Source organism: Aliarcobacter butzleri (assembly GCF_900187115.1).
Classification (GTDB): domain Bacteria; phylum Campylobacterota; class Campylobacteria; order Campylobacterales; family Arcobacteraceae; genus Aliarcobacter; species Aliarcobacter butzleri.
In genome coordinates, this window is sequence record NZ_LT906455.1 from 2,112,261 (window position 1) to 2,137,412 (window position 25,152).

The following is a 25,152-nucleotide window of genomic DNA, read 5'->3' on the forward strand; positions in this document are numbered from 1 at the left end:
CAAAATCCAAATAACTTATTTGTAATGGAATCAAAACTAAATTCGAATTATTATTTTCATTTTCTTTAAATCTTGATTCAAATATATTATTTGAAAATGCAAAATTAGAATTTTTAGTAATCTTTGAAATCTTAGATGAATAGTTAGTTTTGTTATTCAATAAAATCAGATATATAAAAATTGATGAAAAGGCTAAAATAAAGAATATGAAAAATTTTGATAATACAGAAATGATTGACTCCTTATGTCAAAAAATTATTGTACCAACTTTAAGTTAAGCATGCGTTAAATTGAAAGAAATGGTATAAAAATTAGCTTTTATATCACTTTAACCATTTATATATATTAAAAAAGATATAATCGCGCAAATTTAAGGAGAGAATATGGCAAATAAAACGCAGATTGACGAATTAAAAGCTATTTTACTTGAAAGAAAAGAGAATATTTTATCTCATGTTAATAGCAGCAGAGAAAATATTGATCAATTAAAAGAGCAAGACATAAATGACGACTTAGATTATGCTGAACTTGTAAGTGATTCATTTATCGAAGGGATGATTACAAATCATCAATTAGATGAATTAAAACAAATTGAAGAGGCTCTAAAAAAGATCACTTTAGGAACTTATGGGATTTGTGATATGTGCGGAATAAATATTCCTTTAGGAAGACTAAAAGCGAAACCTTTTGCAAAATTTTGTACAGAGTGTAGAACTGTTTACGAACAAGAAAACCTAAAAAGAGTAAAAAATTGATAAAGAGATTTTATCCATCAAATGATAAAACTCTAAACTTTAAATTTATCCAGAATGAAGAGGATTTTATAGTTGAAGAACAACCAATAAAATTCTCTTTATCTGGTAACTTCTTAGTCTTAAAAATAAAAAAAACAAACTGTGATACTTGGGAACTTATAGATAGAATTGCAAAATTTCTAAACGTGTATTCAAATGAAATTGGTTATGCAGGATTAAAAGATAAAAGAGCAACTACTACTCAATATATAACTATTCCTAAAAAATACTCAAAAGAGATAAAAAATTTCAGAAGTAAAAAAATAGAGATTTTAGAAACTTTTTTACATAATGAAAAACTAAATATTGGTGATTTAGAAGGAAATAGATTTAAGATAAATCTTTACGATGTTGAAATTTCTGATATTAATCATATTCAAAAAATTATCAAAATAATTTCTAAAAATGGAATGCCAAACTATTTTGGTTACCAAAGATTTGGAAAAGAAGTTGTAGATAATATTGAAAAAGCAAAAAATGTTGTTTATGGCAAAGAGATAATAAAAGATAAGAAATTATCTAAAATGTTAGTTTCTGCTTACCAAAGTAGCTTTTTTAATGCTTGGTTAGTTGAAAGACTAAAACTATCTAAAGAGGAATTTAAACTTTTAGATGGAGATGTTTTTTTAGATTTAGAAAAAAACAAATTTTTCACTCCAAAAACAATCACTGAAAAAATCATTAAAGATTTTAAAGATGAAAAAATCATTCCAACAGGATTACTTCCAGGAAGAAATGTATTTAAAGCAATGAGCGAAGCTTCAAAAATTGAATCAAAATATGATGATTCATATATTCAAGAAAAAGGATATAGAAGAGAAGCAATTGTTTTCCCAAAAAATATTTCATGTAAATATGATGCTTCAAAAAAAGTTTGCAGTTTAGATTTTGTTTTACAAAAAGGCTCTTACGCGACTGTTTTTGTGGAGTTTTTAGCGAATAGAAATTTTTCTTAAGAGAGTTTCTATAAGCCTAAAATAGGCTTATAGTTACGGTAAAGTTATATAATCAGACCCAAAATAAATTTTGTTTCCAATAGCAATCATTCTTTCTTCATTATCAAAACTGAAATCATAAATTACATCTTTATCAAAGTTTTCATCTATATTTATTAAGAAACCTTGAGATTCAACTGCATATAAAGAGTCAGAGAAAGCTAAAGCATGAATTTTTGCATATTTATACTTTTTCTTTGCAACTTGATCTAAAGTTACATTTAATTTAATTATTTGACCATCAATTGTTGCTATATAAATATCATTATTGTTTACAATAATATCTCTTAAATCATACTCTTTAGAAATAACATCTCTTGGTGAAATAGATACAACTCTATTTGGACTAGCAACAATTAAAGTTTGGTTACTTTCAATTACACCTATGTAAATAATATTATTAAATTGACTATCTGGATCAACAGAAATATTTCTAACTGCTTCATTATTTACAGAAGAAACAATTATAACTCTTCCATTTAAGCTAGGAAATAAAATTAAATTTCCCATAAAAAAAGGATTTGTAATTCTTGTGTCATTTGCTAATGAAATTGGTAAATACTCTTTAAATAGAGTTTTATTTGTATTTATATCTATTAATTCCATTGAATTATTAGAATAAATAAGTGCTAATTTTTCATTTCTTAAACTTGCTGCAACAACTACTTCGCTTACTTTTCTTTCTTGATTTCCAATTAAAATTTTATCAATATAGTTTGTTGCAATAATTCTTCCATCTTCTGTTAAATTTAAAAATTCAAAACCTTCAGGAAGTTCATTTTGTGAGATTCCATTTTTTGTAATAACTTTATTGTCTTCTAAAGTAGCACCTATTTTGTTAAATGATTTTATAGTTGCAGGAATAGATTTTTCATTTAATTCTATGTTACTACTTGTATCTTCTGGCTCAAAATATTTTTTACCAGAACAAGCTGTAAATAAAAAAACTGACAGTAATGAAACTAAGATATATTTCATATTTTTTCCTTATTTTGTTAATAAATAGTGGTTTAATAAAGTTGCTAATTCATAGGCTTTTGAAGTTTGAGAAATTTGACTTAGCTCTTTTTTTGCCTCTTCATATTTTCCTTCATTCACCAAAATCAAAGCTTTATTAAATAAAGCAAACTCTTTTAGCAAAAAATCATTTTGCATAGATAAAGAGTTTAATTCTTCGATATTATTAGAAGCTGTTGCTGTTTGAAACTTTACTAATTCTTTTAATAAAGGAAGTTCTATTGACGCAATCTTATTATCTTTTTTAGCTTGTAAAAATAACGCAACTTCATAAAGTTTTTCATTTTTATTTTTTAGTGTTTCAAGTGCTTTTTCATCACCATTTTCTAAAAATTGACTTAAAGCAATATTTGCATCATGTTTATTTGAATTATCAATACTTTTTTTAACTGTAAAACCAATTAAACCTATAATTAAAATAACTACAACTGCAATAATTAATGTTTTATATTTTTTAAAAAATCTTTCGCCTTTTACAAAATTTTCAATAAATTTTTCTTCGCTACTCAATTCATTTTTGATATAACCAACATCTTCTTTTAAACTCATTTTAAAAACCTTTTTTTAAACTAATTGATATGGTACAAAATTTTTGATAAAATCTTACTTTCTTTTATGAACTTTTTTGTATAATATTTCCCTATAAATTTTAAAGGCTATAAAAAAATGAATAAATTATTTCTAGTAACTACAACTGTAGCATTAGTTCTATCTCACTCACTTTTTGCAAAAGAAAAGGTAGAAGAAACTGAACAAACGAGATTTGAATCGTTATCAAAATTGACGAAAGTTATAGGAACTGTTGAAAAATATTATGTTGATGATATAAAACTACAAGAAATTGTTGATAAAACTTTAAAAGGCTTAATGCAAGAACTTGATGCACATTCAAGCTATCTTGATAAAAAAGCTTCAAAAGAGATGAGTATTCAAACTCAAGGTGAGTTTGGGGGACTTGGTATTACTGTTGGAATGAGAGATGGTGCTTTAACTGTAATTTCTCCAATAGATGATACTCCTGCATTTAAAGCTGGTATTAAATCTGGTGATATTATTTTAAAAATCAATGAAACATCAACTATTGGTATGACTTTAGATGAAGCAGTAACTTTAATGAGAGGTGAACCTAAAACTAATATAACAATTGCTGTTGTAAGAAAAGGTGAACTAAAACCTTTAGAATTTAAAATGCAAAGAGATATTATAAAAATCCAATCAGTTTTTGCTAAAAAAATAGAAAATGAAGATTTACTTTATCTTAGAATTGCTAGCTTTGATGAAAAAGTTACAAATGACTTAGAAAAAATCATCAAAGAAAATAAAAATGTAAAAGGACTTATTTTAGACCTAAGAAATAATCCAGGTGGTTTATTAAATCAAGCAATTGGTGTTGTAAATTTATTTGTTGATAAAGGTGTAATTGTTTCTCAAAAAGGAAGAAATGCAGAAGATGAAGAGAAATTTGAAGCTACAACTTCTGGAACAAAAACAAAACTTCCTTTAGTTGTTTTAGTAAATGAAGGTTCAGCTTCTGCTTCAGAAATTGTTAGTGGTTCTTTACAAGATCATAAACGAGCAGTTATCATTGGTGAAAAAACATTTGGTAAAGGTTCAGTTCAAGCAGTACTTCCAATAAATGAAAGTAGAACAGAAAATATAAAATTAACTATTGCAAAATATTATTTACCAAGTGGTAGAACTATTCAAGCAGAAGGAGTAACTCCTGATGTAACAGCATATGCTGGAAAAGTTACTCAAAATGATGATAACTCATTTAAAATCAAAGAAGCTGATTTGAAAAAACATCTTGAAGGTGAACTTCAAAAAGTTGATGAAACAAAAGATGCTATTAAAAAAGAAGAAAAAGCTTTAAAAGATGAAACTAAAAAAACGATTTCAAAAGATGATTTATTAGATGATAATCAATTAAATACATCTTTAGCAATTTTAAAAAGCTTAGTAATTATGAATAAATAACTGGAGAAAGAATGAAAATAGATAAAATTATAGAACTTAATCTTTGGCCAAAAACAAAGAAAACTACAACTTTAAAAGGTATTTCAGAGTTAGAAGATTTAGGTTATAATCTTTTTTATATAGGAAAAAATGCAGATTTATATAGCTGTCCAGGTGAAGAACCTAAAGTATTATTAGTAAGAAGTGATAGATGTTCAGTATTTGATATTCCATTAAATTTAGAAATAAATGGAAAAGGTGTTTCTCAAACTGCAATTTCAAATTTTGGAGCAGATTTCGCAAAAAAAGCTGGAATTAGAACTGCAATTTTATCTGAAAATGTTGATTCATCATTAAGTATCGCACCAAGATGCCAAATGATGGAATTGTGTAAACCATTAGAAGCACAAATTGATGGTGAAGTAGTTCAATTTGAATTAATTTTTAGAAATTATTTAACTGGTTCTTTATTTGAAGCAACACAAAAAGGACAAGACCCTTATGGATTAAATCTTTCTTCTGATTTAAAAGAGTGGTCAAAATTTGAAACACCATTATTTACTCCTACGACAAAAGGTGTAAAAGACATTCCTTTAAATTCTCAAAAAGTAAGAGAAACTTTCCCTGAGATTGTTTCAAGTTTAGAAAAATTATTTAAAGATTTTACTAAATTTGCGCAAGATAATGGAATTATTGTAGTTGATACAAAACTTGAAGTTTTTGTTAATTCAAAAGGTGAATGGGTTTTAGGGGATGAAGTTTTAACTCCTGAAAGTTCAAGATTTATCTCTAAAGAAGATTTTGATGCAGGAAATTATATCTCTATGGATAAACAAATTTTGAGAGATTTTGGGAAATCAGAAAATTGGAAAGAAAAAGCTAAAGATTTAAAAGCTGGTGAAAAACTTAATGTTATAGTTCCAGATAGTATAAAAAATAAAATATTAGATGGGTATAGCACAATATTAAATAGATTAAGCAAATAAACTGCTATAAAGTAGTTTTAGATATAATCGCAAAAATATTAAATGTAAGGTGACAAATGAAAGCAATAGTAAATGTAGGATTAAAACAAGGTGTACTTGATGATCAAGGTAAAGCAACACATCATGCTTTAGATACTTTAGGATTCAAAGAAATTATTAAAAATGTAAGAATTGGTAAACAAATTATTATAGAATTAAACTCTTCAAACAAAGAAGATGCAGAAGTTGAAGTAAAAAAAATGTGTGAAAAACTTTTAGCAAACACAGTTATTGAAGACTACAATATAGAAATAGTAGGTTAATATGAAAATTTCAGTATTACAATTTCCTGGAACAAACTGTGAATATGATACAAAATATGCTTTTGAAAAATTAGGATGTGATGTAGAAATTATATGGCACAAAAATGATAAAATTCCTTCAAACACTGACTTAGTTGTAATTCCTGGAGGATTTTCTTATGGAGATTATTTAAGAAGTGGAGCAATTGCAAGATTTGCAAATGTTATGGAATCAGTTAAAGAATTTGCTTCAAAAGGTGGAAAAGTTTTAGGGATTTGTAATGGATTTCAAATATTACTAGAAGCTGGTTTATTACCTGGTGCTATGAAAAGAAATGATACTTTACATTTTATCTCTAAATTTCATACACTAAAAGTTATAAATAATGACAATACATTTTTATCTTTAACAAAAAAAGATGAAGTGTTAAATATTCCTGTTGCACATCATGATGGAAATTATTATATAGATGAAAAAGGTTTAAAAGAGTTAGAAGATAATAATCAAATTCTTTTAAAATATTGTGATAAAGATGGTAATTTGGTAAATATGAATGGTTCTGTTTCTAATATTGCAGGAATTTGTAACAAAGAAAAGAATGTTTTTGGATTGATGCCACACCCAGAAAGAGCTATCGAAGATATTTTAGGTTCAACTGATGGTGTAAATATGCTGAAAGGTTTTTTACAATAAAGAAAATTCTTTATTGTAAAAGCAAAAAATGAAGAAAAATCTTTTTCTAATAATCCTAATAAACATCTTTTTATCACTAAATCTTTATGCAGCAAAAAATCTATATCTTTCTTACAAACAAATTCCTGATAGCGTCTATAAAAATCAAAGATTTGAAGTTACAGTAAAAGCATTGATCACGACAGACAGTTTTACAAATTTAACTACAACTTTTTCAAACTCTTCAAATATTGAATTGTTAAATGAAAATAACCCTTGGAAAAAAATTTCAAATGATACTTATGAAAATAGCTATTTTTTTAAAGTTAAAAATGGGAATTTTAAATTACCAAATATTGAAGTAAATTTATGGAACCAAAATCTTTTAGTTGACTCATCACAACTTAGCCCAAGTTTAATTAGATATTCAGAAATTGGAAAAAGTGATGAAAGATTTTCTAATATTATTGCAGACAATATCATTTTAAAAGCATATAAAACAAAACAATACAATAATAATTCAGCTCTTACTATAATTGATATAGATGCAATTAACTCAAATTTAGAAGATTTTAAATTAAAAAATGTTGAAGAACAAGGTTTATCAAATTTAAAAGAGTGGGAAGATATTCAAAATCTAGTTTACTATTTTGTTACTCCAATTTACCAAAAAAACTTAACTTTTACATATTACAACACAAAAACAAATAGTTTTAAAGATGTTAAAGTTCCTTTAGTTTTACAAAATGAATTAGTAAGCACTCAAACGGATTTAAATCCAAATGACTCAACTTTTGAAAAATATAAAAAAATAGCAGCAATAGTTGTTTTTGTTATTTTCTTGCTGATTTTTATTTGGAAAAGATATAAAATAGTACTATTTTTAACTATTATTTCATTAATTACTGCTGTATTATATAATTTACCAAACAGTACAGGAATTGTAAAACCAGACTCATTTGTATATATTTTACCTACAAAAAACTCAACAATTTTCTTTAAAGTAGATAAAGAAGAAAAAGTTGAAGTTTTACAAACAAAAAATGGTTTTATAAAAGTTTTAGGTGTAGATAATGGATTTATAGGTTGGATAAAGGAAGAGAGCTTTGAAACGAATTAGAGGAATAGTTTTATTTATACAGTTTTCAATTACTGTTGCAATTACTGTTATGTTTATGTATATCTTTAGGAATCATACTCATAAAGTTATAAAAATATGGATGAATTTCCAAATGTTTGTTTTAGGAATAACTCTTGAAACAGAAGGAAAACTAGACGAATCTTGTGATATGATAATAATTAATCATCAATCTTTACTCGATATTATAGTAATGGAATATATCCACTCAAGAGATATCGCTTGGGTTGCAAAAAAAGAGATAACTGATCTATTTTTCTTTGGCCATATAATAAAAGCACCAAGAATGATAAGTATTGATAGGGAAAATAAAGCTGGACTTATTCATCTATTAAGTGAAACAAAAGATAGATTGGAAAGAGGAAGACCAATAGCTATGTTTCCAGAGGGTACAAGAAGCGATGGAACTTTCATAGGAGAATTTAAACCTGGTGCAAAAATGGTTGCAAACAAATATAATCTAAGAGTTCAGCCAGTAATTATGTTTAATACAAGAAATATTGTAAATTCACAAAAAGCTGAAGCAGCTCCTGGAATTGTAAAAGTTGTATATCTTGAGCCAGTTCAAGCTTCAAAAGAGACATCATGGTATGAAGATTTAGAAGTTAAAATGAGAACAAGATTTGATGCAGAGTATAAAAAATATGTCTCTTAGTTGGCAAACTATATTAGCAGTTGGAGTTGGAGGTTTTTTTGGTTCAATTCTAAGGGCTTATGCAGTTCACTACTCAAATAAATTTTATCCACTTGAATTCCCAGTAGGAGTCCTATTAGTAAATATTCTTGGTGCTTTTATCATTGGAGGATTATTTGCATACTTTACGAGTTTTGAAGTTTCAACTAATACAAAAGCTTTTTTAACTACAGGATTTCTTGGTGGATTAACTACATTTTCTACATTTGCTTGGGATAGTTATATATTATTTGGAACTTCTTTAAATTTAGCTATTTTAAATATATTTTTAAATTTATTTGGTTCTTTAATAGCAACTGCAAGTGGATTTAAACTTATACAATTTTTTTTAAAATAATATAAAAGAAAAATATTTAAGCATTTTATAGTTATAATATTTTGAATATCAAAAAAAGGATGAGCCATGCATATGCCAAGCGGTATGCAATTATTAGTAATTGTTTTAATCATTTTAATCTTATTTGGTGGTAAAAAAATCCCCGAACTTGCAAAAGGTTTAGGTTCTGGAATTAAAAACTTTAAAAAAGCTGTAAAAGAAGATGAAGAAGAAACAACTGAAATAAAAAAAGTTGAAGCTGATGAAAAAAAGAGCGAAACATCGTCTAAAACAGAAACAAAACAATCGTAATATAATAAAAAGGATAAGTTATGAGTATGCCTAGCGGTATGGAATTGTTAATAATTGTTTTAATTGTTTTAATCTTATTTGGTGGTAAAAAAATACCTGAGCTTGCAAAAGGTTTAGGTTCTGGAATTAAAAACTTTAAAAAAGCCATGAAAGACGACCAAGAAGAAACTGCTGAAGTAAAAAAAGTTGATGAAATAGAAAAAAAAGAACAAACAACAGCAAATTCATCTGAATCAACACAAACAAAACAATCATAAGAGAATAAATTGCAAAATTTAGTAAAAGAATTTATAGAAAAAGTATTAGAAACAAATATAGTTTTAGAAAAACCCAAAGATGTTTCTTTGGGACATTATGCAACACCTGTTGCTTTTTCTCTTGCAAAAGAGTTAAAAAAGTCTCCTATGCTTATTGCTCAGGAATTAGTTACAAAACTTGAAAATCCTTCGCTTTTTGAAAAAATTGAAGCTGTAAATGGATTCATTAATTTTAAATTATCACCTTTATTTTTACAATCTTTAGTTGATGATGCACTTTCAAATAAAGAGAATTTTGCGAAACAACATAAAAAAAGTGAAAAAATTTTATTAGAATATGTTTCTGCAAATCCGACTGGTCCTCTTCATATAGGTCATGCAAGAGGTGCAATTTTTGGGGATTCATTAGCTCGTGTTGGTAAATATCTAGGTTATGACATTACAACAGAATATTATATCAATGATGCTGGTTCACAAATGGATTTATTAGGACTTTCAGTAAATCTTGCAGCTAGAGATTTTATTTATGGTGAAGATGTTTCTTATCCAGAAGTTTATTATCGAGGAGATTATTTAATAGATATTGCAAACCAGATAATTCAAGATTATGGTAAAGATTATTTATATGATGAGAAAAACTTCAAAGATATAGCGCTTTTAGGAAAAGATTTTGTTATGAATCTTATAATAAAAGATTTAAAAGATTTAGGAATAGAATTTGATAATTTTGTTTCAGAAAAATCTTTATATTCATCGTGGAATGAAACAAAAAGAGTTTTAGAAGAAAATGGCTCTCTTTATGATAAAGATGATAAAACTTATTTAAAATCAACACAATATGGTGATGATAGTGATAGAGTTGTTGTAAGAGATAATGGAATTCCAACATATCTAGCTGGAGATATTATTTATCATAAAAATAAATATGACAGAAATTTTGATAGATATATAAATATTTGGGGTGCAGATCACCACGGATATATTACAAGAGTAAAAGCAGCTATTGAATTTTTAGGAAATGATTCTTCAAAACTAGAAGTTCTTTTATCACAAATGGTTCAACTTTTAAAAGGTGGAGAACCATATAAAATGAGTAAAAGAAAAGGAAATGTTATTTTGATGTCAGAAATAACAGAAGAAATTGGAAGTGATGCTTTAAGATTTATTTTCTTGACAAAAAAAAGTGATACACACTTAGAATTTGATATTGATACACTTAAAAATCAAGATTCATCTAATCCAATTTTTTATATAAATTATGCTCATGCCAGAATAAATCAAGTTTTTGTAAAAGCTGGAGTAAATTTTGATGATATAAAAGATATTAGTTTTGAAAAACTTAATCAAGATGGTTTAAACTTAGTTTATGAATCATTACTTTTAGAATCAATTTTAGTTGAAGCATTTGCAAAAAGAGATATGCAAAAAATTACTGAGTATCTGTATAATTTAGCTTCATCTATTCATAAATTTTACAATGAACATAAAATAATAGGAAGTGATGAACAAAATCTTTATTTAAAAGTTTTAAGTATTGCTGCATTAAGTATAAAAGTAGGATTAAAACTACTAGGAATAGAAGCAAAAGAGATTATGTAATCTCTTTTTTCTATTTACTTTTCTTCTTTACCAAAAGTTGCTAAAAATTCTTCTAAAGAGTATTTTATTCTATATTTTTCACTCATTAAGTGAATAAAAATATCTCCTAAATCAATAATAGTCCAATCTTCATCTTCATCAACTCTTAAAAATTCTTCACCTTTTGGTTTTAGACCAATTTTTAAATAATCCAATAATGCAAATGCATGTTTTGAGTTTAAAGTTGTTGCAATAACAACATAATCAACTAAATAGTTTTTTGATGTTAAATCAAAAATTTCAATATTCTCAGCTTTTTTATCGCTTAATATTGTTTTTATATCTTCTAATCTTGTATTCAATTCTTTTTGCCTTTATCTAAATTTAATATATCCTCTTTTATCTCTTTTGGGATATATTTTGTATCAATTTGAGTTCTTAATAATGTAGAACTAACATCGATATCTATATTTAAGGTTCTAAAATCCTTTAATTTATCAGATTTATAACCACTTCTTGTTGCAATTACAAATTCCACCATTTTTTTTAACTCTTCAATTTTATACCATTTATCTAAATTTTCAACATTGTCTTGACCTAAAATAAAATATATTTTAGAAGCTTTATATAAATCTTTTAGATAATTTACTGTATTAAAAGAGTAACTTAATTTTTCTTGGTTTATTTCATAATCACTGATTTCAACTTTTTCAACTTTTTCAAAAACTTTTTTTAAAAGTTCAAATCTAACTTTTGGTTCTAAATAAAAACTACTTTTAAAAGGATTTAAGTATGTTGGAACAATAATAAGTTTATCAATTTCCAACTCTTCTAACGCTCTTTTCACAATAGCTTTATGAGCTATATGAATTGGGTCAAAACTACCACCAAAAATTGCAATTTTCACCTATTTAAAACCTTTGTAATATACTTAAATATTATTATAGCAATTTTTCGATAAAATATCTATCGCTTAGATTTATATTAAAGGGAAATTATGGCTGTTAAAGTTGCAATAAATGGTTTAGGAAGAATCGGAAGATGCGTAGCAAGAATAATTGCAAGTCGAAATGATGTTGAACTAGTAGCTGCGAATGCTAGTGGTAGTGAAGAGATGATTCAATATAATTTAAAATATGATACAGTTCACGGACCAAAACTTGATGTAAAAGTTGAAGATGGATATATTTATATTGGTAAAGATAAAGCTAAATTATTAAGTGAAAGAGACCCTTCTAAAATCAATTTTGCTGCATATGGTGCAGATGTTGTTTTAGAGTGTACTGGTGCATTCTTAACACAAGAATCATGCCAAGCTTACATTGATAATGGTGTAAAAAAAGTTGTTATTTCTGCTCCTGCAAAAGATGATACTCCAACATTCGTAATTGGTGCAAATGAAAATAGTTATGCAGGAGAAGCAATTATATCAAATGCTTCTTGTACTACAAATGGTTTAGCACCAGTAGCACGTGTATTAGATGATGCATTCGGGATTGAAAAAGGTCTAATGACTACAATTCACTCATATACTTCATCACAACCAATTCTAGATGCAAAAGATAAAAAAGATCCAAGAAAAGGAAGAGCAGGAGCTACAAATTTAACTCCTTCAAGCACAGGTGCAGCAAAAGCTATTGGAAAAGTATTGCCACATTTAAAAGGAAAATTAAATGGTCAAGCAATTAGAGTTCCAACACCAAACGTATCTTTAGTTGATTTAACTGTAACACTTAAAAAAGATGTAACTTTAGAAGAGGTATGTGCAGCGTTTAAAGCATCAGCTGAAGGTAATTTAAAAGGTATATTAGGTATTGATGAAGAGTACAGAGTTAGTTCAGATTTCAATGGTGAAACACTATCAACAGTAGTTCCTTTAGATACAATTCAAGTTATTGAAGGAAACATGGTAAAAGTTTTATCTTGGTATGACAATGAGTGGGGATATTCAACAAGATTAGTGGACATGGGTGTTCACATAGCTACAAAATAATTTTTCAAGGATATAAATTGAAATTACAAGAAATCAAAAATATTGACATCACAGGGAAAAAAGTTTTTATTAGATGTGATTTTAACGTTCCTATGGACGAATACAACAATATAACAGATGATAGAAGAATTAGAAGTGCTTTAAATACTATTAGATATTGTATTGACCATGATTGTTCTGTTATTTTGTCATCACACTTTGGAAGACCAAAGGGTGGATTTGAAGAAAAATACTCTTTATTACCGATTGCAAAAAGACTACACATTTTACTAAAACAAGATATTAAAATGGCTCCAGGTGTTATTTGTGACGAAACACTTCAAATGGCTAAAGAGCTAAAAGCAGGAGAAATATTACTTCTTGAAAATATGAGATTTGAAGCTGGTGAAACAAAAAATGATGAAGAGTTATCTAAAAAATTAGCTTCAATGGCAGAAATTTATATAAATGATGCTTTTGGTGTTTCACATAGAGCTCATGCTTCAGTTGAAGGAATTTCTAAATATTTTGATATTGAACATAAAGCAGCTGGGTTTTTAATGGCAAAAGAGATTAAATTCTTTCACCATATAATTCACAATCCAAAAAGACCATTTATTGCAATAGTTGGTGGTTCAAAAGTATCTGGTAAACTTGAAGCTTTATATAATTTAATCCCTAAAGTTGATAAAATTATAATTGGTGGAGGAATGGCATTTACATTCTTAAAAGCACGTGGGCATGAAATCGGAAACTCTTTAGTTGAAGATGATTTAATTCCTGAAGCATTAAAAATTATGGAAGAGGCAAAATCAAAAGGTGTAAAACTATATTTACCTGTTGATGTTGTAGCAGCTGAAGCTTTTGATGCTGAAGCAATTGCAAAAATTGCTACTATTCAAGAGATGCCAAAAGGTTGGATGGGATTAGATATCGGACCAGCATCAGCACTTTTATTTAGTGAAGCTTTAAGTGATGCAAATACTATTTTATGGAATGGACCAATGGGTGTTTATGAAATGGATAGATTTGCAAAAGGTAGTACAAAAATTTCTCATGCAGTTGCGAACTCTTATGCAACAACTGTTGTAGGTGGTGGAGATACTGCTGACTTAGTTAGAGTAACTGGTGATGAAGATGATATGACATTTATTAGTACTGGAGGAGGAGCTTCTTTAGAATTAATAGAAGGAAAAGTTTTACCAGGAGTTAAAGCTTTAGTTATTGAGGAAAATGATTAATGCCTATAATTGCAAGTAATTTCAAAACTAATCATACAAGAAAATCAACTACTTTATTTGTAAATGAAGTAAATAATTTTTTGGAAAAGAATAAAATTTCTAATGAAGTTTATATTTTTCCAACATCAACTTCGTTGGATCATTTTGAGACTGTTCCTAATCTTATGATTGGAGTACAAAATGCTTATCCAACGACAAGTGGCTCATTTACTGGAGAAATAGGAACTTTTCAATTAAATGAATTTGAAATTAAAACAATTTTAATAGGTCATAGTGAAAGAAGACATATCTTAGGCGAAACTCAAGAAACAATTACAAAAAAATATGAGTTTTACAAAAATTTAGGATATAAAATCATTTATTGTATAGGTGAACCTTTAGAGATAAAAAAACAAGGTATTGAAAAAACTTTAGAATATATTTATGAACAATTTATTGGAATTGATGTAAATTACTCTAATTTGATACTTGCTTATGAACCAGTTTGGGCTATTGGTACAGGAGTTACTGCTACAATAGATGATATAAAAAATGTTCACAATGCAATAAAACAAAAAATTAATAAACCACTTTTATATGGTGGTAGTGTTAAAGTAGAAAATGTAAGAGAAATCTGCCAAATAGAAAATGTTGATGGTGCTTTAATTGGAACTGCTTCATGGAAAGTTGAAGATTTTATAGAAATTTTAGAAAATACAAAGGATTTATAAGATGTTAATGAAAGGTAAAAAAGGTGTAATTTTAGGTGTTGCAAATGATAAGTCAATTGCTTATGGAATAGCGAAAGCTTGCGCAGCACAAGGAGCTAAAATAGCTTTTACATACTTAAATGATGCACTAAAAAAAAGAGTTGAACCAATTGCTGCTGAATTTGGAAGTGAAAATTTAGTTTATCCTTGTGATGTTTCAAAACCTGAAGAGATAAAAGCATTAAAAGAGTCTTTAGAAAAAGATTTAGGTGAACTTGATTTTATCGTTCATTCTATTGCTTTTGCTCCAAAAGAAGGCTTAAGTGGAAGATTCTATGATATTTCAAAAGAAGCATTTGATATAGCTATGGATGTTTCTGTTTACTCTTTAATCGAAGTTACAAGAGAATTAAAACCACTTTTATCTAATAATTCATCTATTTTAACTCTATCTTATTATGGTGGAGTAAAATACATTCCAAATTATAATCTTATGGGAGTTGCAAAAGCAGCTTTAGAGATGACAACAAAATATCTTGCAGAAGATTTAGGAAAAGATGGTGTTAGAGTAAATGCAATTAGTGCAGGTCCAATCAAAACTTTAGCAGCTGCTGGAATTGGTGATTTCAGATTTATGTTAAAATGGAATGAAGCTCATTCACCACTTAAAAAGAATGTTTCTATAGATGAAGTAGGAAATTCAGGAATGTATTTACTTAGTGATTTAAGTAGTGCTGTAACTGGTGAAATTCATTATGTTGATAGTGGATACAATATTATGGGAATGCCAGCAGTTGATTTTTCAGGTGAAAAACCAAAAATTGCTTGGAATGGAGAAAAATAGTCAATAAGCGTAAGCTTTGACTATTTTGAAAGTTTTAATTCTGAATTTTTTTATAAAAGTTTAGATTTAAAATTTTAATTATATTTAGGAAAAAAATGAGTATTAATTTTAAAGAATTAGCAAATAAATATCAAACACCATATTATGTATATGATTTTAACTATATTACAAATCAGTATGAAGAACTAAAAAGTGCATTTAGAGCAAGAAAATCACTTATTGCTTACGCAGTTAAAGCAAACTCAAATTTAAGTGTTATTAAACATTTAGCAAATCTTGGTGCAGGAGCAGATTGTGTTAGTATTGGTGAAGTTAAACGAGCTTTAAAAGTTGGTATTCCATCATACAAAATCATATTCTCAGGTGTTGGGAAAATTGATGATGAAATAAGACAAGCCTTAGAACTTGATATTTTAATGATAAATGTTGAAAGTGATGCAGAATTACAAAGAGTAGAAATAATTGCAAAAGAGTTAGGAAAAGTTGCAAGAATTTCTATAAGAGTAAATCCAAATATTGACCCAAAAACACATCCATATATCTCTACTGGATTACATGAAAATAAATTTGGAGTTGATATAGATACAGCAAAAAGAATGTATATTCAATGTAAAAATAGTGATTTTTTAGATCCAGTTGGAATTCACTGTCATATTGGTTCTCAATTAACTGAACTTCAACCAATAAAAGAAGCAGTTAAAATTGTTGCTGATTTAGTAAGAAACTTAAAAGCTATAAAAATTGAATTATCTTTTATAGATATTGGTGGTGGATTAGGAATCATTTATAAAGACGAAAAATTAATTGATACTTATGAGTATGCTCAATCAATTTTAGAAACTATGTTTGGTCTTGATATAACTATTATTTGTGAACCAGGAAGATTTATAATAGGAAACTCAGGGATATTTGTAACAAAAGTTCTATATGAAAAAATAAATGGAAATAAAAGATTTGTTATTGTTGATGGAGCTATGAATGATTTGATTAGACCAGCTTTATATAATGCTTATCATAGAATTGAAGTTTTAAATGATAATCAAGATTTTAGTGATTGTAATTTAGTTGGACCAGTATGTGAAAGTGGAGATTTTTTTGCCAAAAACATACAATTACCAAAAACTGAACATAATGATTTAGTAGCAATTTATAGTGCTGGAGCTTATGGATTTACAATGTCAAGCAACTATAATACAAGAGGAAAAGTTGCTGAAATTGCTATTGAAGATGGAAAAGATAGATTAATTAGAAAAAGAGAAACTTTTGAGGATTTAATTGCTTTAGAAGAAGAATTTATAAAATAAAGGCAAAATCTATGGCAAATGAAGATGGATTATTAGAGTTAAGAAATCAACTTGATAATATTGATAATAAACTTTTAGATTTACTAAATGAAAGAATGAAAATTGTCCATAAAGTTGGTAGTTTAAAAGCCAAAAGTGGTGGAGCAATATATAGACCAGATAGAGAAAAAGCTATTATTGATAGACTTGATAAAATTAATCAGGAAAATTCTGGGCTATTAAATAGAAGTGCAATAGAAGCACTATTCTTAGAGATTTTTGCAATATCAAGAAATATAGAATTACCAGAAAATATAGGTTATCTTGGACCTCAAGGAAGTTTTACTCATCAAGCAGCAGAAGCTAGATTTGGGGCTATGAGTTCTTATGTTTCAGTTAGTTCAATAAAAGGTATTTTTAAAGAGTTAAAATCTAAAAAAATAAAATTTGGTGTTGTTCCAATAGAAAATTCATCAAATGGAATTGTAAATGACACTATAAATGGATTTACAAATTATGACTCAAAAATTGTTGCTGAAGTTATTTTAAACATTCATCATACTTTAGCAACAACTTGTGATAAAATAAGCGATATTAAAAAAATATATTCAAAAGATATCGCGTTTGATCAATGTAGAAAATTTTTAACAAATTTTGGACTTGATGAAGTTGAGTTAATTCCAGTAGAATCAACAACAAAAGCAGCAAAATTAGCAGCCAATGAAGCAAATAGTGCTGCAATTTGTGCTCATGTTGCTGCAAAACTATATAATCTTCCTATTTTATTTGAAAATATAGAAGATAAAGACAATAATAAAACAAGATTTTTTATTTTAAGTGATTTTGAAAATGCACCAAGTGGAAATGACAAAACTTCTATTTTAGTAAATCTTCCAGATGAACAAGGCGGATTAGTTAAGTTTTTAAATGATTTTAACAATGCAGGTATAAACTTAACAAAAATAAAATCGCATATAGTTGAAGGTAACTCTATATTTTTTATAGATTTTGATGGTCATAAAGATGATGAAAATGTAAAAAAAGTTTTAGAAAAACATAAACCTAGTGTAAAAATTTTAGGTTCTTATGTAAAAGAGATAAAAGATATTTAAAAGAGGAAAAGATGAGATTTAATGAAGTATTAAAAGATGTTTCAACATATGAAGCAGGAAAACCAATAGAATTAGTAGTAAGAGAGTATGGAATAGATTCAAAAGATGTAATAAAATTAGCTTCAAATGAAAATCCATATGGAACAAGCCCAAAAGTTATTGCAAAAATTCAAGAATTAGCTAAAAATATGTGTTTATATCCAGATGATTCTATGTATGAATTAAAAGATGCTTTGGCTAAAAAATATAATTTAGAAAGCTCTAATATAATCATTGGTTCAGGAAGTGACCAAATACTAGAGTTTTGTATTCATGCAAAATGTAAAAAAGATTCGAAAATACTTATGGCAAAAACAACTTTTGCAATGTATGAAATCTATGGAAAACATGTTGGTGCAGAAATTATAAAAACAAACTCAGAACAACATAACCTTGAAGAGTTTTCAGAACTATATAAAAAACATGGTGCAGATATAATCTTCTTGTGTATTCCAAATAATCCATTAGGTGAATGTTTAGATAAAAATGATGTTTATGAGTTTTTAAAAACTATTGATAAAAATACTTTAGTTGTAGTTGATGGTGCTTACCAAGAATATGCAGCATTTAAAGATGAGAAAAAAAGAATTTGTCCAAAAGATTTAATAGATACTTTCCCAAATGCTATATACCTTGGAACATTTTCAAAAGCTTATTCTCTTGGTGGAATGAGAGTTGGTTATGGATTTGCACAAAATGAAATTATCCAAAACCTGTATAAAATAAGAGCTCCATTTAATATAACAACTTTGAGTTTAGCAGCAGCAATAGAAGCACTAAAAGATGAAGAGTTTGTAAATGATTGTATTTCTAAAAACTTTGAAGAGATGAAAAGATATGAAGAGTATGTAACAAAAAAAGGTTTTGAATATATACCTTCATATACAAACTTTATTACAATAAAATTTGGTGATAAATATGTGTCAAAAGAAGTAGCACAAAAACTATTAGAACGTGGTATGATAGTAAGAGATTTGACAAGTTATAAACAAAATGCAATAAGAGTTACAATAGGGAAACCTGAACAAAATACAAAATTATTTCAATTATTAGATGAAGTATTACAAAATTTATAATAGAGTTTAAAATGGATATAAAAGATAAATCACTAAAAGAGTTAGAAGAACTTTCTTCCCAAATTAGAGAGAGAATAATCGATGTTGTATCAAGAAAAGGTGGACATTTTTCATCTACTCTTGGTGCAGTTGAACTAACACTTGGAATGCACTATGTATTTGACGCTTATAGTGATCCTTTTATTTTCGATGTATCTCATCAATGTTATCCTCATAAACTTCTTACTTCTCGTTGGGATGAATTTGAAACAATAAGACAATTTGGTGGACTTAGTGGTTTTACAAAACCAAAAGAAAGTCCTGCTGATTATTTTGTAGCAGGACATAGTTCAACTTCTATTTCACTTGCAGTTGGTGCAGCAAAATCAATAAAACTAAAAAAAGAAAATAAAGTTCCAATAGTTATGATTGGTGATGGTTCTATGAGTGCAGGAATGGTTTATGAAGCACTAAATGAACTTGGAGATTTAAAACTTCCTGTTGTAATTATCTTAAATGATAATGAGATGAGTATTGCAAAACCAATTGGTGCTATTTCAAAATATTTATCTAAAATTTTAGCTGGTAAATATTATCAAAGTTTTAAATCAAAAGTTGATAAATTTATAAGAAAAAATATGCCAGAAGGTACAACATATCTAGCAAAAAGATTTGAAGAGGCATTTAAACTTATAACTCCTGGTATTTTATTTGAAGAGATGGGAATTGACTATATTGGTCCTATTGATGGACATGATTTAAAAGAAGTTATTGAAACTTTACAAATAGCAAAAGCTATGCAAAAACCAGTAATTGTACATGCTCACACAATAAAAGGTAAAGGTTATAAAATAGCAGAAGGTCAACATGAAGAGTGGCATGGAGTGGGACCATTTAATATTGAAGATGGCGAATTTATAAAAAAAGAAGCTCCAAAATCTGCAACTGCAGTATTTTCAGATGCCCTTTTAAACTTAGCCTGTAAATATGAAAATGTAGTAGGAGTAACTGCTGCAATGCCAAGTGGTACAGGAATAAATAAACTTATGGATGAATTTCCTGAAAGATTTTGGGATGTTGCAATTGCTGAACAACACGCAATTACTTCAATGGCAGCAATGGCAAAAGAAGGATTTAAACCATTTATCACTATTTATTCTACATTCTTACAAAGAGGTTTTGATCAAATTATACATGATGTTTGTTTGATGAATTTACCTGTAGTTTTTGCGATGGACAGAGCAGGAATTGTTGGAAATGATGGAGAAACACATCAAGGTGCATTTGATATTTCATTTTTAAGATTTATCCCAAATATGGTTTTATTTGCTCCAAGAGATAATGAAACTTTAGAACAATCTTTAGAATTTGCATATAATTTAAATAATCCTTGTGCTATTAGATATCCAAGAGGAGCTTTTAAAAAATTAAATTTTGTCCCTACTCCTTTTGTTTTAGGAAAAGCTGAAATATTAAAAACAGGAATATCAAATAAATTATTCATTGGTTATGGAGCAGGAGTATCAAGAGCAATCGATACAGAAGCTTTGCATAATGAAGATATAACAGTTGTAGATTTAAGATTTGTAAAACCTTTAGATAAAAATTTATTACTAGAACTCTCTAAAAAATATAATGATTGGTATATTTTCAGTGATTCACAAAAACAAAGTGGTGTTGGAAGTGCTATTTTAGAATTTCTAAATGATGAAAAAATACACAATGTTCAACTAACTTCTTTTGAATATAATGATAAATTTATAGAACATGGTGATACAAAACTTGTAGAACAAAGTCTAGGTTTACTTCCTGAACAATTAGTTCAAAAAATAAAATAATATCCTCTTATTATCTACTTTAAATAGGATATTTTATATCCTATATTATAAGTAAAAATTATAAAATTACTTATAATTTTGTGTAAAATTTATTTTCGCTTAATAACTTTTTTCCTATAATAAATTACATTTCATTAAGGAGGATTTATTATGAAATTAGCAATCACGTTATCAATATTATTAGGTGCAAGTTCTTTATTTGCAACTTCATTGGTACAAAAAGCAAAAGATAGTGGTTTAGAAGCAATTCCTGCTCAAAAAGCACAATTGATGAAATTAATTGATGATCCAAAAGATCCAATCACAAGAGAAAAAGTAGATTTAGGGAAAAAATTATACTTTGATCCAAGACTTTCAAAAAGTGGAATTATTTCATGTAATACATGTCATAACTTAGGTTTAGGTGGAGCAGATGGAATTCCTGTTGCAATAGGTCATGGTTGGACAGCAAATCCACACCATTTAAACTCTCCAACAGTTTATAACTCAGTATTTTTCAAAGCACAATTTTGGGATGGAAGAAGTCCTCATTTAGCAGATCAAGCACAAGGTCCAATTCAAGCAGGTCCAGAAATGGCTGCACCTCCAGCACTTGTTGAACAAAGAATCAACTCTATTCCAGAATACGTTGCTGAATTTAAAAAAGCTTATGGAAATGATGTAAAAATTGATTTTGAAAAAATCACTTCATCTATTGCAACTTTTGAAAAAACTTTAGTTACTCCTTCAAAATTTGATGAATTCTTAAATGGAAATACAAAAGCTTTATCAAATGAAGAAAAAGAAGGATTAAATTTATTTATAGATAAAGGTTGTGTAAGTTGTCACAATGGTATAGCTTTAGGTGGAACGATGCAACCATTTGAAGTTGCTTCAAAATATAAATTTACAAATGTTGGAGATTTTAAAGGTGATGCAAATGGTATGGTTAAAGCTCCAACTTTAAGAAATATAACAGAAACAGCACCATATTTCCATAATGGACAAATTTGGTCACTTAACGAAGCAGTAAAAGAGATGGGTTCAATTCAATTAGGTATTGATATTTCTGATAATGATGCAGCAAAAATTGTAACATTTTTGAAAACATTAAAAGGTAAAAAACCAGCAATCTCTTATCCACAACTTCCAGAATCAACTCTTGATACTGAAAAGCCATCATTTAACTAAAAAATTTAAGAGGATTTTTCCTCTTAAATTATAAAAACATTTTTAACTTTTCTACACAAAGTCCCATAGCTGTACTTTCATATCCAATAACATTTTTTATATATGGCTTACAAAATCCTTCAACCATTATTGCTCCAGCTTTTCCAAAACACTCACCACTATTTAAATAGTTTTTCATATCAACTTCATCAAACTTCGCAAATTCATAACTTGTAATAGAAATATCAATAAATTCTTTCTCTTTTGATTTGTAAATCATACAAGTAATAACCGAAGTTTTATTTCCACTTTGAAGCTCTAACATAGCTTTAGCATCATCATAATCTTTCGCTTTTCTTAAAAGTTTTCCTTCACAAGTTACAACACTATCTGCAACTAAAAGAGGCATATCTTCAACTCCATATTTTTTATAAAGTTCTTTGAATTTTCCTAAGGTTGCTTCATAACAAAATGATTTTGGATTTGTTGTTTTTATACTATCTTCATCAAAGTCTCCACCATTTTGAATAAAATCTATTCCAAAACTTTTTAAAATTAGTGCACGAGTTGGTGAATTTGAACCAAGTCTTATCAAAATAGTCCTTTTTTATTTGGATTATACTCAATTTGAATATAATAAATTTTTAAAAATATTAATACAATTTAGGAAAAGTAAAATGAATATAGTTGTAATAGGCGCTGGTGGAGTTGGAGTATTTTATGGAGTATTATTTCATAAATTAGGACATAATGTAAAATTTGTAGCTCGTGGTAAAAATCTTGAATACTTAAAAAAGAATAAAATAAAATTAACACATTCAACATTTAGTTTAAATGAAAAAATTGAGGCTTTAAGTATAGAAGAGCTTATGCAATTAAATCCAAAAGATATAGATATTATTTTTTTAGCAACAAAATCTATGAGTACAGAAAACATCTCTTTAAAATTAGAAGAGTGGACAAAAAATAAAAAAGAGATACCATATTTTATCTCTTTACAAAATGGTGTTGAAAATGAAGATATTATGTGCAAACATTATAATAAAGAGTTTGTAATTGGTGGATTAACAAGACTTATTGCAGCTCATACAATAACTTTAGGTCATGTGGAATCAACAGGAGAAGTTCAAACTATTTTAGGAACAATGTATCCAACTAAACAAAATCAAAAGTTTTTAGAAAATCTAAAAAAAGAGCTTGATAAAACTGATACAACTACATTTTTAAGTCCAAATATTAAACTTGAACTTTGGAATAAACTTATTATTAACAATGGTCTAAATGCAATTTGTGCACTTTTAGGTGAGAAAACAGGTATTTTAATAAATCATAAAAAAGTTTCAAAACTAATTTATGGACTTATGAGTGAAACCGCACTAGCTTCAAAAGTTGCAGGTGTTGATATAACTAAAGAGAATGTAGATAAGATGTTTGAACTTATGACAAAGTTTGAATCAATTAAACCTTCAATGTTGATTGATTTGGAAAAAAATAGAGATTTAGAACTTGAAGACATTTGTGGAGTTGTTATAAAAAACTGTGAAAAACAAGGTTTAGATGCTCCATATACAAGAGCAGTTTCAACTATTTTAGAGTTTTCTTATAATAAACAAAGAAAAAAACAATGATTTTTATAAATAAAATTTCAGGCATTTTGATATTTTTCTCTTTTTTAACAACTATTTATGCCTATTTTTTTCAAAATGATTTTTTAATAGTTGCAGGAGTTCTAGCTTGGCTTTCATCAGCTTTACTTTTTTTTACTTTAAAGCATAAAAAAATACTTTTAATATTACTTAGTTTATCTTTTTCTGCTTTTTTATTTAGTTATATAAATGGCTTTAAAATTGACTTTGTAAAAGCTTTTACAGTAAATCAATATCTTTTGACTTTACTTATTGCCGTTGGATTTTTAAAACTTATTGCAACCCCTAAAAAAGAAAAGAATCATCTTTTACCAAAAGGTAAACAATCATTTATAAAAACTTATTTGAGTGTTCATCTTTTTGGTTCAGTTATAAATATCTCTTCTTTATTGTTAGTTGCAGATAAAATGTACAAAAAATCACCTTTAAATCCTGCTCAAATAGTGCTTCTTACAAGAGCATTTGCAAGTGATGCTTATTGGTCACCATTTTTTGTAGCTTTTGCCGCAGCTATTACTTATGCACCAAATTTACAAACATATACGATAATATCTTTTGGAATATTTTTAGCTATTACTGCTTTTATGATTACTTATTTTGATGTAACAAAAGATAAAAAGTTTAATATTGATGAATTTAATGGCTATCCATTATCTTTAGAAACTTTGTATTTACCAATAATTTTAGCAATATTAGTTTTATCAACGCATTATTTTTTCCCAAATTTAAAAGTTATTGTTTTAATATCAACTTTTTCTATTTTAATAACTTTATTTATTTTACCATTAAAGAAAAACTTTTCTGAAGCACTAAAAATTTTAAAATATCATATTCTTAATGAACTTCCTAAAATGAAATCAGAAATATCTTTATTTTTAGTTGCTGGATTATTTGGAATTTTAATTGGCTCAGTTTTAACTGGACTAAATTTTTCTTTACCATTTGAAGTTTTTGATTATAAAGTTGCTTCACTTTTACTTCTTATTTTTATACTTTTAGCTTTTATTGGTATTCATCCAATTATTACAATAGCAATGATTGGTGATTTCTTTTCAAATGCAAATCATACTTTATTGGCTATGACATTCTTGATGGCTTGGTCAACAACTGTTTCTACTTCACCAATTTCTGGATTAAATTTAACAATAGTTGCAAGATATAATTGCAGTGCAAAAGAGATATTTATGTTAAATATTTTTTATGCTTTAAAGATGTATATTGTCTGTGTTATTTGTCTATTTGTTTTATCCAAATATTTAAATATATAAAAAACAAGTTTCGCTTATG

At 27.1% G+C, this 25,152-nt stretch carries 28 protein-coding genes; 23 read left to right on the top strand and 5 right to left on the bottom strand.

The window, feature by feature from the left end; translation table 11 throughout:
• Positions 1-383 precede the first annotated feature (383 nt).
• Together dksA and CKV87_RS10570 are read left to right on the top strand one after the other, a co-directional pair.
• Positions 384-755, top strand: a complete 372-nt coding sequence (gene dksA, locus CKV87_RS10565; RefSeq protein ID WP_004510997.1) for an RNA polymerase-binding protein DksA — start codon at positions 384-386, stop codon at positions 753-755.
• Positions 752-1,750, top strand: a complete 999-nt coding sequence (locus tag CKV87_RS10570; protein ID WP_004510998.1) for a tRNA pseudouridine(13) synthase TruD — start codon at positions 752-754, stop codon at positions 1,748-1,750. The genes dksA and CKV87_RS10570 overlap by 4 nt, the downstream gene beginning before the upstream one ends.
• Positions 1,751-1,783: 33 nt before the next feature.
• On the opposite strand, the gene CKV87_RS10575 is transcribed toward CKV87_RS10570, so the two are convergent.
• Together CKV87_RS10575 and CKV87_RS10580 are read right to left on the bottom strand one after the other, a co-directional pair.
• Positions 1,784-2,767 (bottom strand): hypothetical protein, encoded by a 984-nt coding sequence (locus CKV87_RS10575; protein WP_012147985.1) that lies wholly within the window; start codon positions 2,765-2,767, stop codon positions 1,784-1,786.
• A 9-nt stretch (positions 2,768-2,776) separates the two neighbouring features.
• Positions 2,777-3,355 carry a tetratricopeptide repeat protein gene (locus CKV87_RS10580; RefSeq protein WP_012147986.1) on the bottom strand — a complete coding sequence of 193 codons (579 nt, stop codon included), beginning with the start codon at positions 3,353-3,355 and terminating at the stop codon, positions 2,777-2,779.
• Between the two features lie 117 nt (positions 3,356-3,472).
• On the opposite strand from CKV87_RS10580, the gene CKV87_RS10585 reads away from it, so the two are divergent.
• From CKV87_RS10585 to argS, 10 genes are all read left to right on the top strand, one after another.
• Positions 3,473-4,783, top strand: a complete 1,311-nt coding sequence (locus CKV87_RS10585; RefSeq protein WP_004511001.1) for a S41 family peptidase — start codon at positions 3,473-3,475, stop codon at positions 4,781-4,783.
• Positions 4,784-4,794: 11 nt separating this feature from the next.
• A complete protein-coding gene (locus CKV87_RS10590; protein ID WP_012147987.1) occupies positions 4,795-5,748 on the top strand; it encodes a phosphoribosylaminoimidazolesuccinocarboxamide synthase in 954 nt (317 codons plus the stop codon).
• A gap of 56 nt (positions 5,749-5,804) precedes the next feature.
• Complete coding sequence (gene purS / locus CKV87_RS10595) at positions 5,805-6,050, top strand: phosphoribosylformylglycinamidine synthase subunit PurS (protein ID WP_004511003.1); 246 nt, start codon at positions 5,805-5,807, stop codon at positions 6,048-6,050.
• Position 6,051: 1 nt separating this feature from the next.
• Complete coding sequence (purQ, locus tag CKV87_RS10600; protein ID WP_012147988.1) at positions 6,052-6,723, top strand: phosphoribosylformylglycinamidine synthase subunit PurQ; 672 nt, start codon at positions 6,052-6,054, stop codon at positions 6,721-6,723.
• A 28-nt stretch (positions 6,724-6,751) separates the two neighbouring features.
• Positions 6,752-7,822: an SH3 domain-containing protein gene (locus CKV87_RS10605; RefSeq protein WP_012147989.1), complete on the top strand. Its 1,071-nt coding sequence runs from the start codon at positions 6,752-6,754 to the stop codon at positions 7,820-7,822.
• Complete coding sequence (locus CKV87_RS10610) at positions 7,809-8,495, top strand: lysophospholipid acyltransferase family protein (protein WP_012147990.1); 687 nt, start codon at positions 7,809-7,811, stop codon at positions 8,493-8,495. Before CKV87_RS10605 ends, CKV87_RS10610 begins: the two co-directional genes overlap by 14 nt.
• On the top strand, positions 8,485-8,871 hold the full coding sequence (gene crcB / locus CKV87_RS10615; protein WP_041645106.1) for a fluoride efflux transporter CrcB: 387 nt from the start codon (positions 8,485-8,487) through the stop codon (positions 8,869-8,871). The genes CKV87_RS10610 and crcB overlap by 11 nt, the downstream gene beginning before the upstream one ends.
• A gap of 66 nt (positions 8,872-8,937) precedes the next feature.
• Positions 8,938-9,162, top strand: a complete 225-nt coding sequence (locus tag CKV87_RS10620; protein WP_012147992.1) for a twin-arginine translocase TatA/TatE family subunit — start codon at positions 8,938-8,940, stop codon at positions 9,160-9,162.
• Positions 9,163-9,182: 20 nt separating this feature from the next.
• Positions 9,183-9,419 (top strand): Sec-independent protein translocase subunit TatA/TatB, encoded by a 237-nt coding sequence (locus tag CKV87_RS10625; protein WP_012147993.1) that lies wholly within the window; start codon positions 9,183-9,185, stop codon positions 9,417-9,419.
• Positions 9,420-9,428: 9 nt separating this feature from the next.
• Positions 9,429-11,018, top strand: coding sequence for an arginine--tRNA ligase (argS, locus tag CKV87_RS10630; RefSeq protein ID WP_012147994.1), 1,590 nt, complete (start codon positions 9,429-9,431; stop codon positions 11,016-11,018).
• 14 nt (positions 11,019-11,032) lie between these two features.
• Here the strand turns inward: argS and rsfS are convergent, their stop codons facing one another.
• Both rsfS and nadD read right to left on the bottom strand, forming a co-directional pair.
• Positions 11,033-11,359, bottom strand: coding sequence for a ribosome silencing factor (rsfS, locus tag CKV87_RS10635; protein WP_004511011.1), 327 nt, complete (start codon positions 11,357-11,359; stop codon positions 11,033-11,035).
• Positions 11,356-11,904 (bottom strand): nicotinate (nicotinamide) nucleotide adenylyltransferase, encoded by a 549-nt coding sequence (gene nadD / locus CKV87_RS10640; protein WP_012147995.1) that lies wholly within the window; start codon positions 11,902-11,904, stop codon positions 11,356-11,358. The genes rsfS and nadD overlap by 4 nt, the downstream gene beginning before the upstream one ends.
• A gap of 90 nt (positions 11,905-11,994) precedes the next feature.
• Here nadD and gap point away from each other — a divergent pair, with 90 nt between their 5' ends.
• The 9 genes from gap (at position 11,995) to CKV87_RS10685 (ending at position 22,240) form a co-directional block, all read left to right on the top strand.
• The gene (gene gap, locus CKV87_RS10645; protein ID WP_004511013.1) at positions 11,995-12,990 is read left to right on the top strand and encodes a type I glyceraldehyde-3-phosphate dehydrogenase; all 996 of its coding nucleotides are present in this window, start codon (positions 11,995-11,997) and stop codon (positions 12,988-12,990) included.
• Between the two features lie 17 nt (positions 12,991-13,007).
• On the top strand, positions 13,008-14,210 hold the full coding sequence (locus tag CKV87_RS10650; RefSeq protein WP_012147996.1) for a phosphoglycerate kinase: 1,203 nt from the start codon (positions 13,008-13,010) through the stop codon (positions 14,208-14,210).
• On the top strand, positions 14,210-14,920 hold the full coding sequence (locus CKV87_RS10655) for a triose-phosphate isomerase (protein WP_012147997.1): 711 nt from the start codon (positions 14,210-14,212) through the stop codon (positions 14,918-14,920). Before CKV87_RS10650 ends, CKV87_RS10655 begins: the two co-directional genes overlap by 1 nt.
• A gap of 1 nt (position 14,921) precedes the next feature.
• On the top strand, positions 14,922-15,743 hold the full coding sequence (gene fabI / locus CKV87_RS10660) for an enoyl-ACP reductase FabI (RefSeq protein ID WP_012147998.1): 822 nt from the start codon (positions 14,922-14,924) through the stop codon (positions 15,741-15,743).
• Between the two features lie 95 nt (positions 15,744-15,838).
• Positions 15,839-17,047 (top strand): diaminopimelate decarboxylase, encoded by a 1,209-nt coding sequence (lysA, locus tag CKV87_RS10665; RefSeq protein WP_012147999.1) that lies wholly within the window; start codon positions 15,839-15,841, stop codon positions 17,045-17,047.
• An 11-nt stretch (positions 17,048-17,058) separates the two neighbouring features.
• Positions 17,059-18,138, top strand: coding sequence for a chorismate mutase (gene pheA / locus CKV87_RS10670; protein WP_004511018.1), 1,080 nt, complete (start codon positions 17,059-17,061; stop codon positions 18,136-18,138).
• Between the two features lie 11 nt (positions 18,139-18,149).
• Positions 18,150-19,253 (top strand): histidinol-phosphate transaminase, encoded by a 1,104-nt coding sequence (hisC, locus tag CKV87_RS10675; protein ID WP_012148000.1) that lies wholly within the window; start codon positions 18,150-18,152, stop codon positions 19,251-19,253.
• An 11-nt stretch (positions 19,254-19,264) separates the two neighbouring features.
• Positions 19,265-21,070: a 1-deoxy-D-xylulose-5-phosphate synthase gene (dxs, locus tag CKV87_RS10680; protein WP_012148001.1), complete on the top strand. Its 1,806-nt coding sequence runs from the start codon at positions 19,265-19,267 to the stop codon at positions 21,068-21,070.
• A 150-nt stretch (positions 21,071-21,220) separates the two neighbouring features.
• Complete coding sequence (locus CKV87_RS10685; protein WP_012148002.1) at positions 21,221-22,240, top strand: cytochrome-c peroxidase; 1,020 nt, start codon at positions 21,221-21,223, stop codon at positions 22,238-22,240.
• A gap of 28 nt (positions 22,241-22,268) precedes the next feature.
• Here the strand turns inward: CKV87_RS10685 and maf are convergent, their stop codons facing one another.
• Positions 22,269-22,814 (bottom strand): septum formation inhibitor Maf, encoded by a 546-nt coding sequence (gene maf, locus CKV87_RS10690; protein WP_012148003.1) that lies wholly within the window; start codon positions 22,812-22,814, stop codon positions 22,269-22,271.
• A gap of 82 nt (positions 22,815-22,896) precedes the next feature.
• Between maf and CKV87_RS10695 the strand changes: the two genes are divergently transcribed.
• A complete protein-coding gene (locus CKV87_RS10695) occupies positions 22,897-23,847 on the top strand; it encodes a ketopantoate reductase family protein (RefSeq protein WP_012148004.1) in 951 nt (316 codons plus the stop codon).
• Positions 23,844-25,133 (top strand): hypothetical protein, encoded by a 1,290-nt coding sequence (locus tag CKV87_RS10700; protein WP_012148005.1) that lies wholly within the window; start codon positions 23,844-23,846, stop codon positions 25,131-25,133. The genes CKV87_RS10695 and CKV87_RS10700 overlap by 4 nt, the downstream gene beginning before the upstream one ends.
• Positions 25,134-25,152: the final 19 nt, after the last annotated feature.

What these genes read in the sequence shown, in the direction of transcription:
- dksA (WP_004510997.1), top strand. Translation starts at nt 384, where the DNA reads ATGGCAAATAAAACGCAGATTGACGAATTAAAAGCTATTTTACTTGAA.
- CKV87_RS10575 (WP_012147985.1), bottom strand. Translation starts at nt 2,767, where the DNA reads ATGAAATATATCTTAGTTTCATTACTGTCAGTTTTTTTATTTACAGCT.
- CKV87_RS10580 (WP_012147986.1), bottom strand. Translation starts at nt 3,355, where the DNA reads ATGAGTTTAAAAGAAGATGTTGGTTATATCAAAAATGAATTGAGTAGC.
- CKV87_RS10585 (WP_004511001.1), top strand. Translation starts at nt 3,473, where the DNA reads ATGAATAAATTATTTCTAGTAACTACAACTGTAGCATTAGTTCTATCT.
- CKV87_RS10590 (WP_012147987.1), top strand. Translation starts at nt 4,795, where the DNA reads ATGAAAATAGATAAAATTATAGAACTTAATCTTTGGCCAAAAACAAAG.
- purS (WP_004511003.1), top strand. Translation starts at nt 5,805, where the DNA reads ATGAAAGCAATAGTAAATGTAGGATTAAAACAAGGTGTACTTGATGAT.
- purQ (WP_012147988.1), top strand. Translation starts at nt 6,052, where the DNA reads ATGAAAATTTCAGTATTACAATTTCCTGGAACAAACTGTGAATATGAT.
- CKV87_RS10605 (WP_012147989.1), top strand. Translation starts at nt 6,752, where the DNA reads ATGAAGAAAAATCTTTTTCTAATAATCCTAATAAACATCTTTTTATCA.
- crcB (WP_041645106.1), top strand. Translation starts at nt 8,485, where the DNA reads ATGTCTCTTAGTTGGCAAACTATATTAGCAGTTGGAGTTGGAGGTTTT.
- CKV87_RS10620 (WP_012147992.1), top strand. Translation starts at nt 8,938, where the DNA reads ATGCATATGCCAAGCGGTATGCAATTATTAGTAATTGTTTTAATCATT.
- CKV87_RS10625 (WP_012147993.1), top strand. Translation starts at nt 9,183, where the DNA reads ATGAGTATGCCTAGCGGTATGGAATTGTTAATAATTGTTTTAATTGTT.
- gap (WP_004511013.1), top strand. Translation starts at nt 11,995, where the DNA reads ATGGCTGTTAAAGTTGCAATAAATGGTTTAGGAAGAATCGGAAGATGC.
- CKV87_RS10655 (WP_012147997.1), top strand. Translation starts at nt 14,210, where the DNA reads ATGCCTATAATTGCAAGTAATTTCAAAACTAATCATACAAGAAAATCA.
- fabI (WP_012147998.1), top strand. Translation starts at nt 14,922, where the DNA reads ATGTTAATGAAAGGTAAAAAAGGTGTAATTTTAGGTGTTGCAAATGAT.
- lysA (WP_012147999.1), top strand. Translation starts at nt 15,839, where the DNA reads ATGAGTATTAATTTTAAAGAATTAGCAAATAAATATCAAACACCATAT.
- pheA (WP_004511018.1), top strand. Translation starts at nt 17,059, where the DNA reads ATGGCAAATGAAGATGGATTATTAGAGTTAAGAAATCAACTTGATAAT.
- hisC (WP_012148000.1), top strand. Translation starts at nt 18,150, where the DNA reads ATGAGATTTAATGAAGTATTAAAAGATGTTTCAACATATGAAGCAGGA.
- dxs (WP_012148001.1), top strand. Translation starts at nt 19,265, where the DNA reads ATGGATATAAAAGATAAATCACTAAAAGAGTTAGAAGAACTTTCTTCC.
- CKV87_RS10685 (WP_012148002.1), top strand. Translation starts at nt 21,221, where the DNA reads ATGAAATTAGCAATCACGTTATCAATATTATTAGGTGCAAGTTCTTTA.
- CKV87_RS10695 (WP_012148004.1), top strand. Translation starts at nt 22,897, where the DNA reads ATGAATATAGTTGTAATAGGCGCTGGTGGAGTTGGAGTATTTTATGGA.
- CKV87_RS10700 (WP_012148005.1), top strand. Translation starts at nt 23,844, where the DNA reads ATGATTTTTATAAATAAAATTTCAGGCATTTTGATATTTTTCTCTTTT.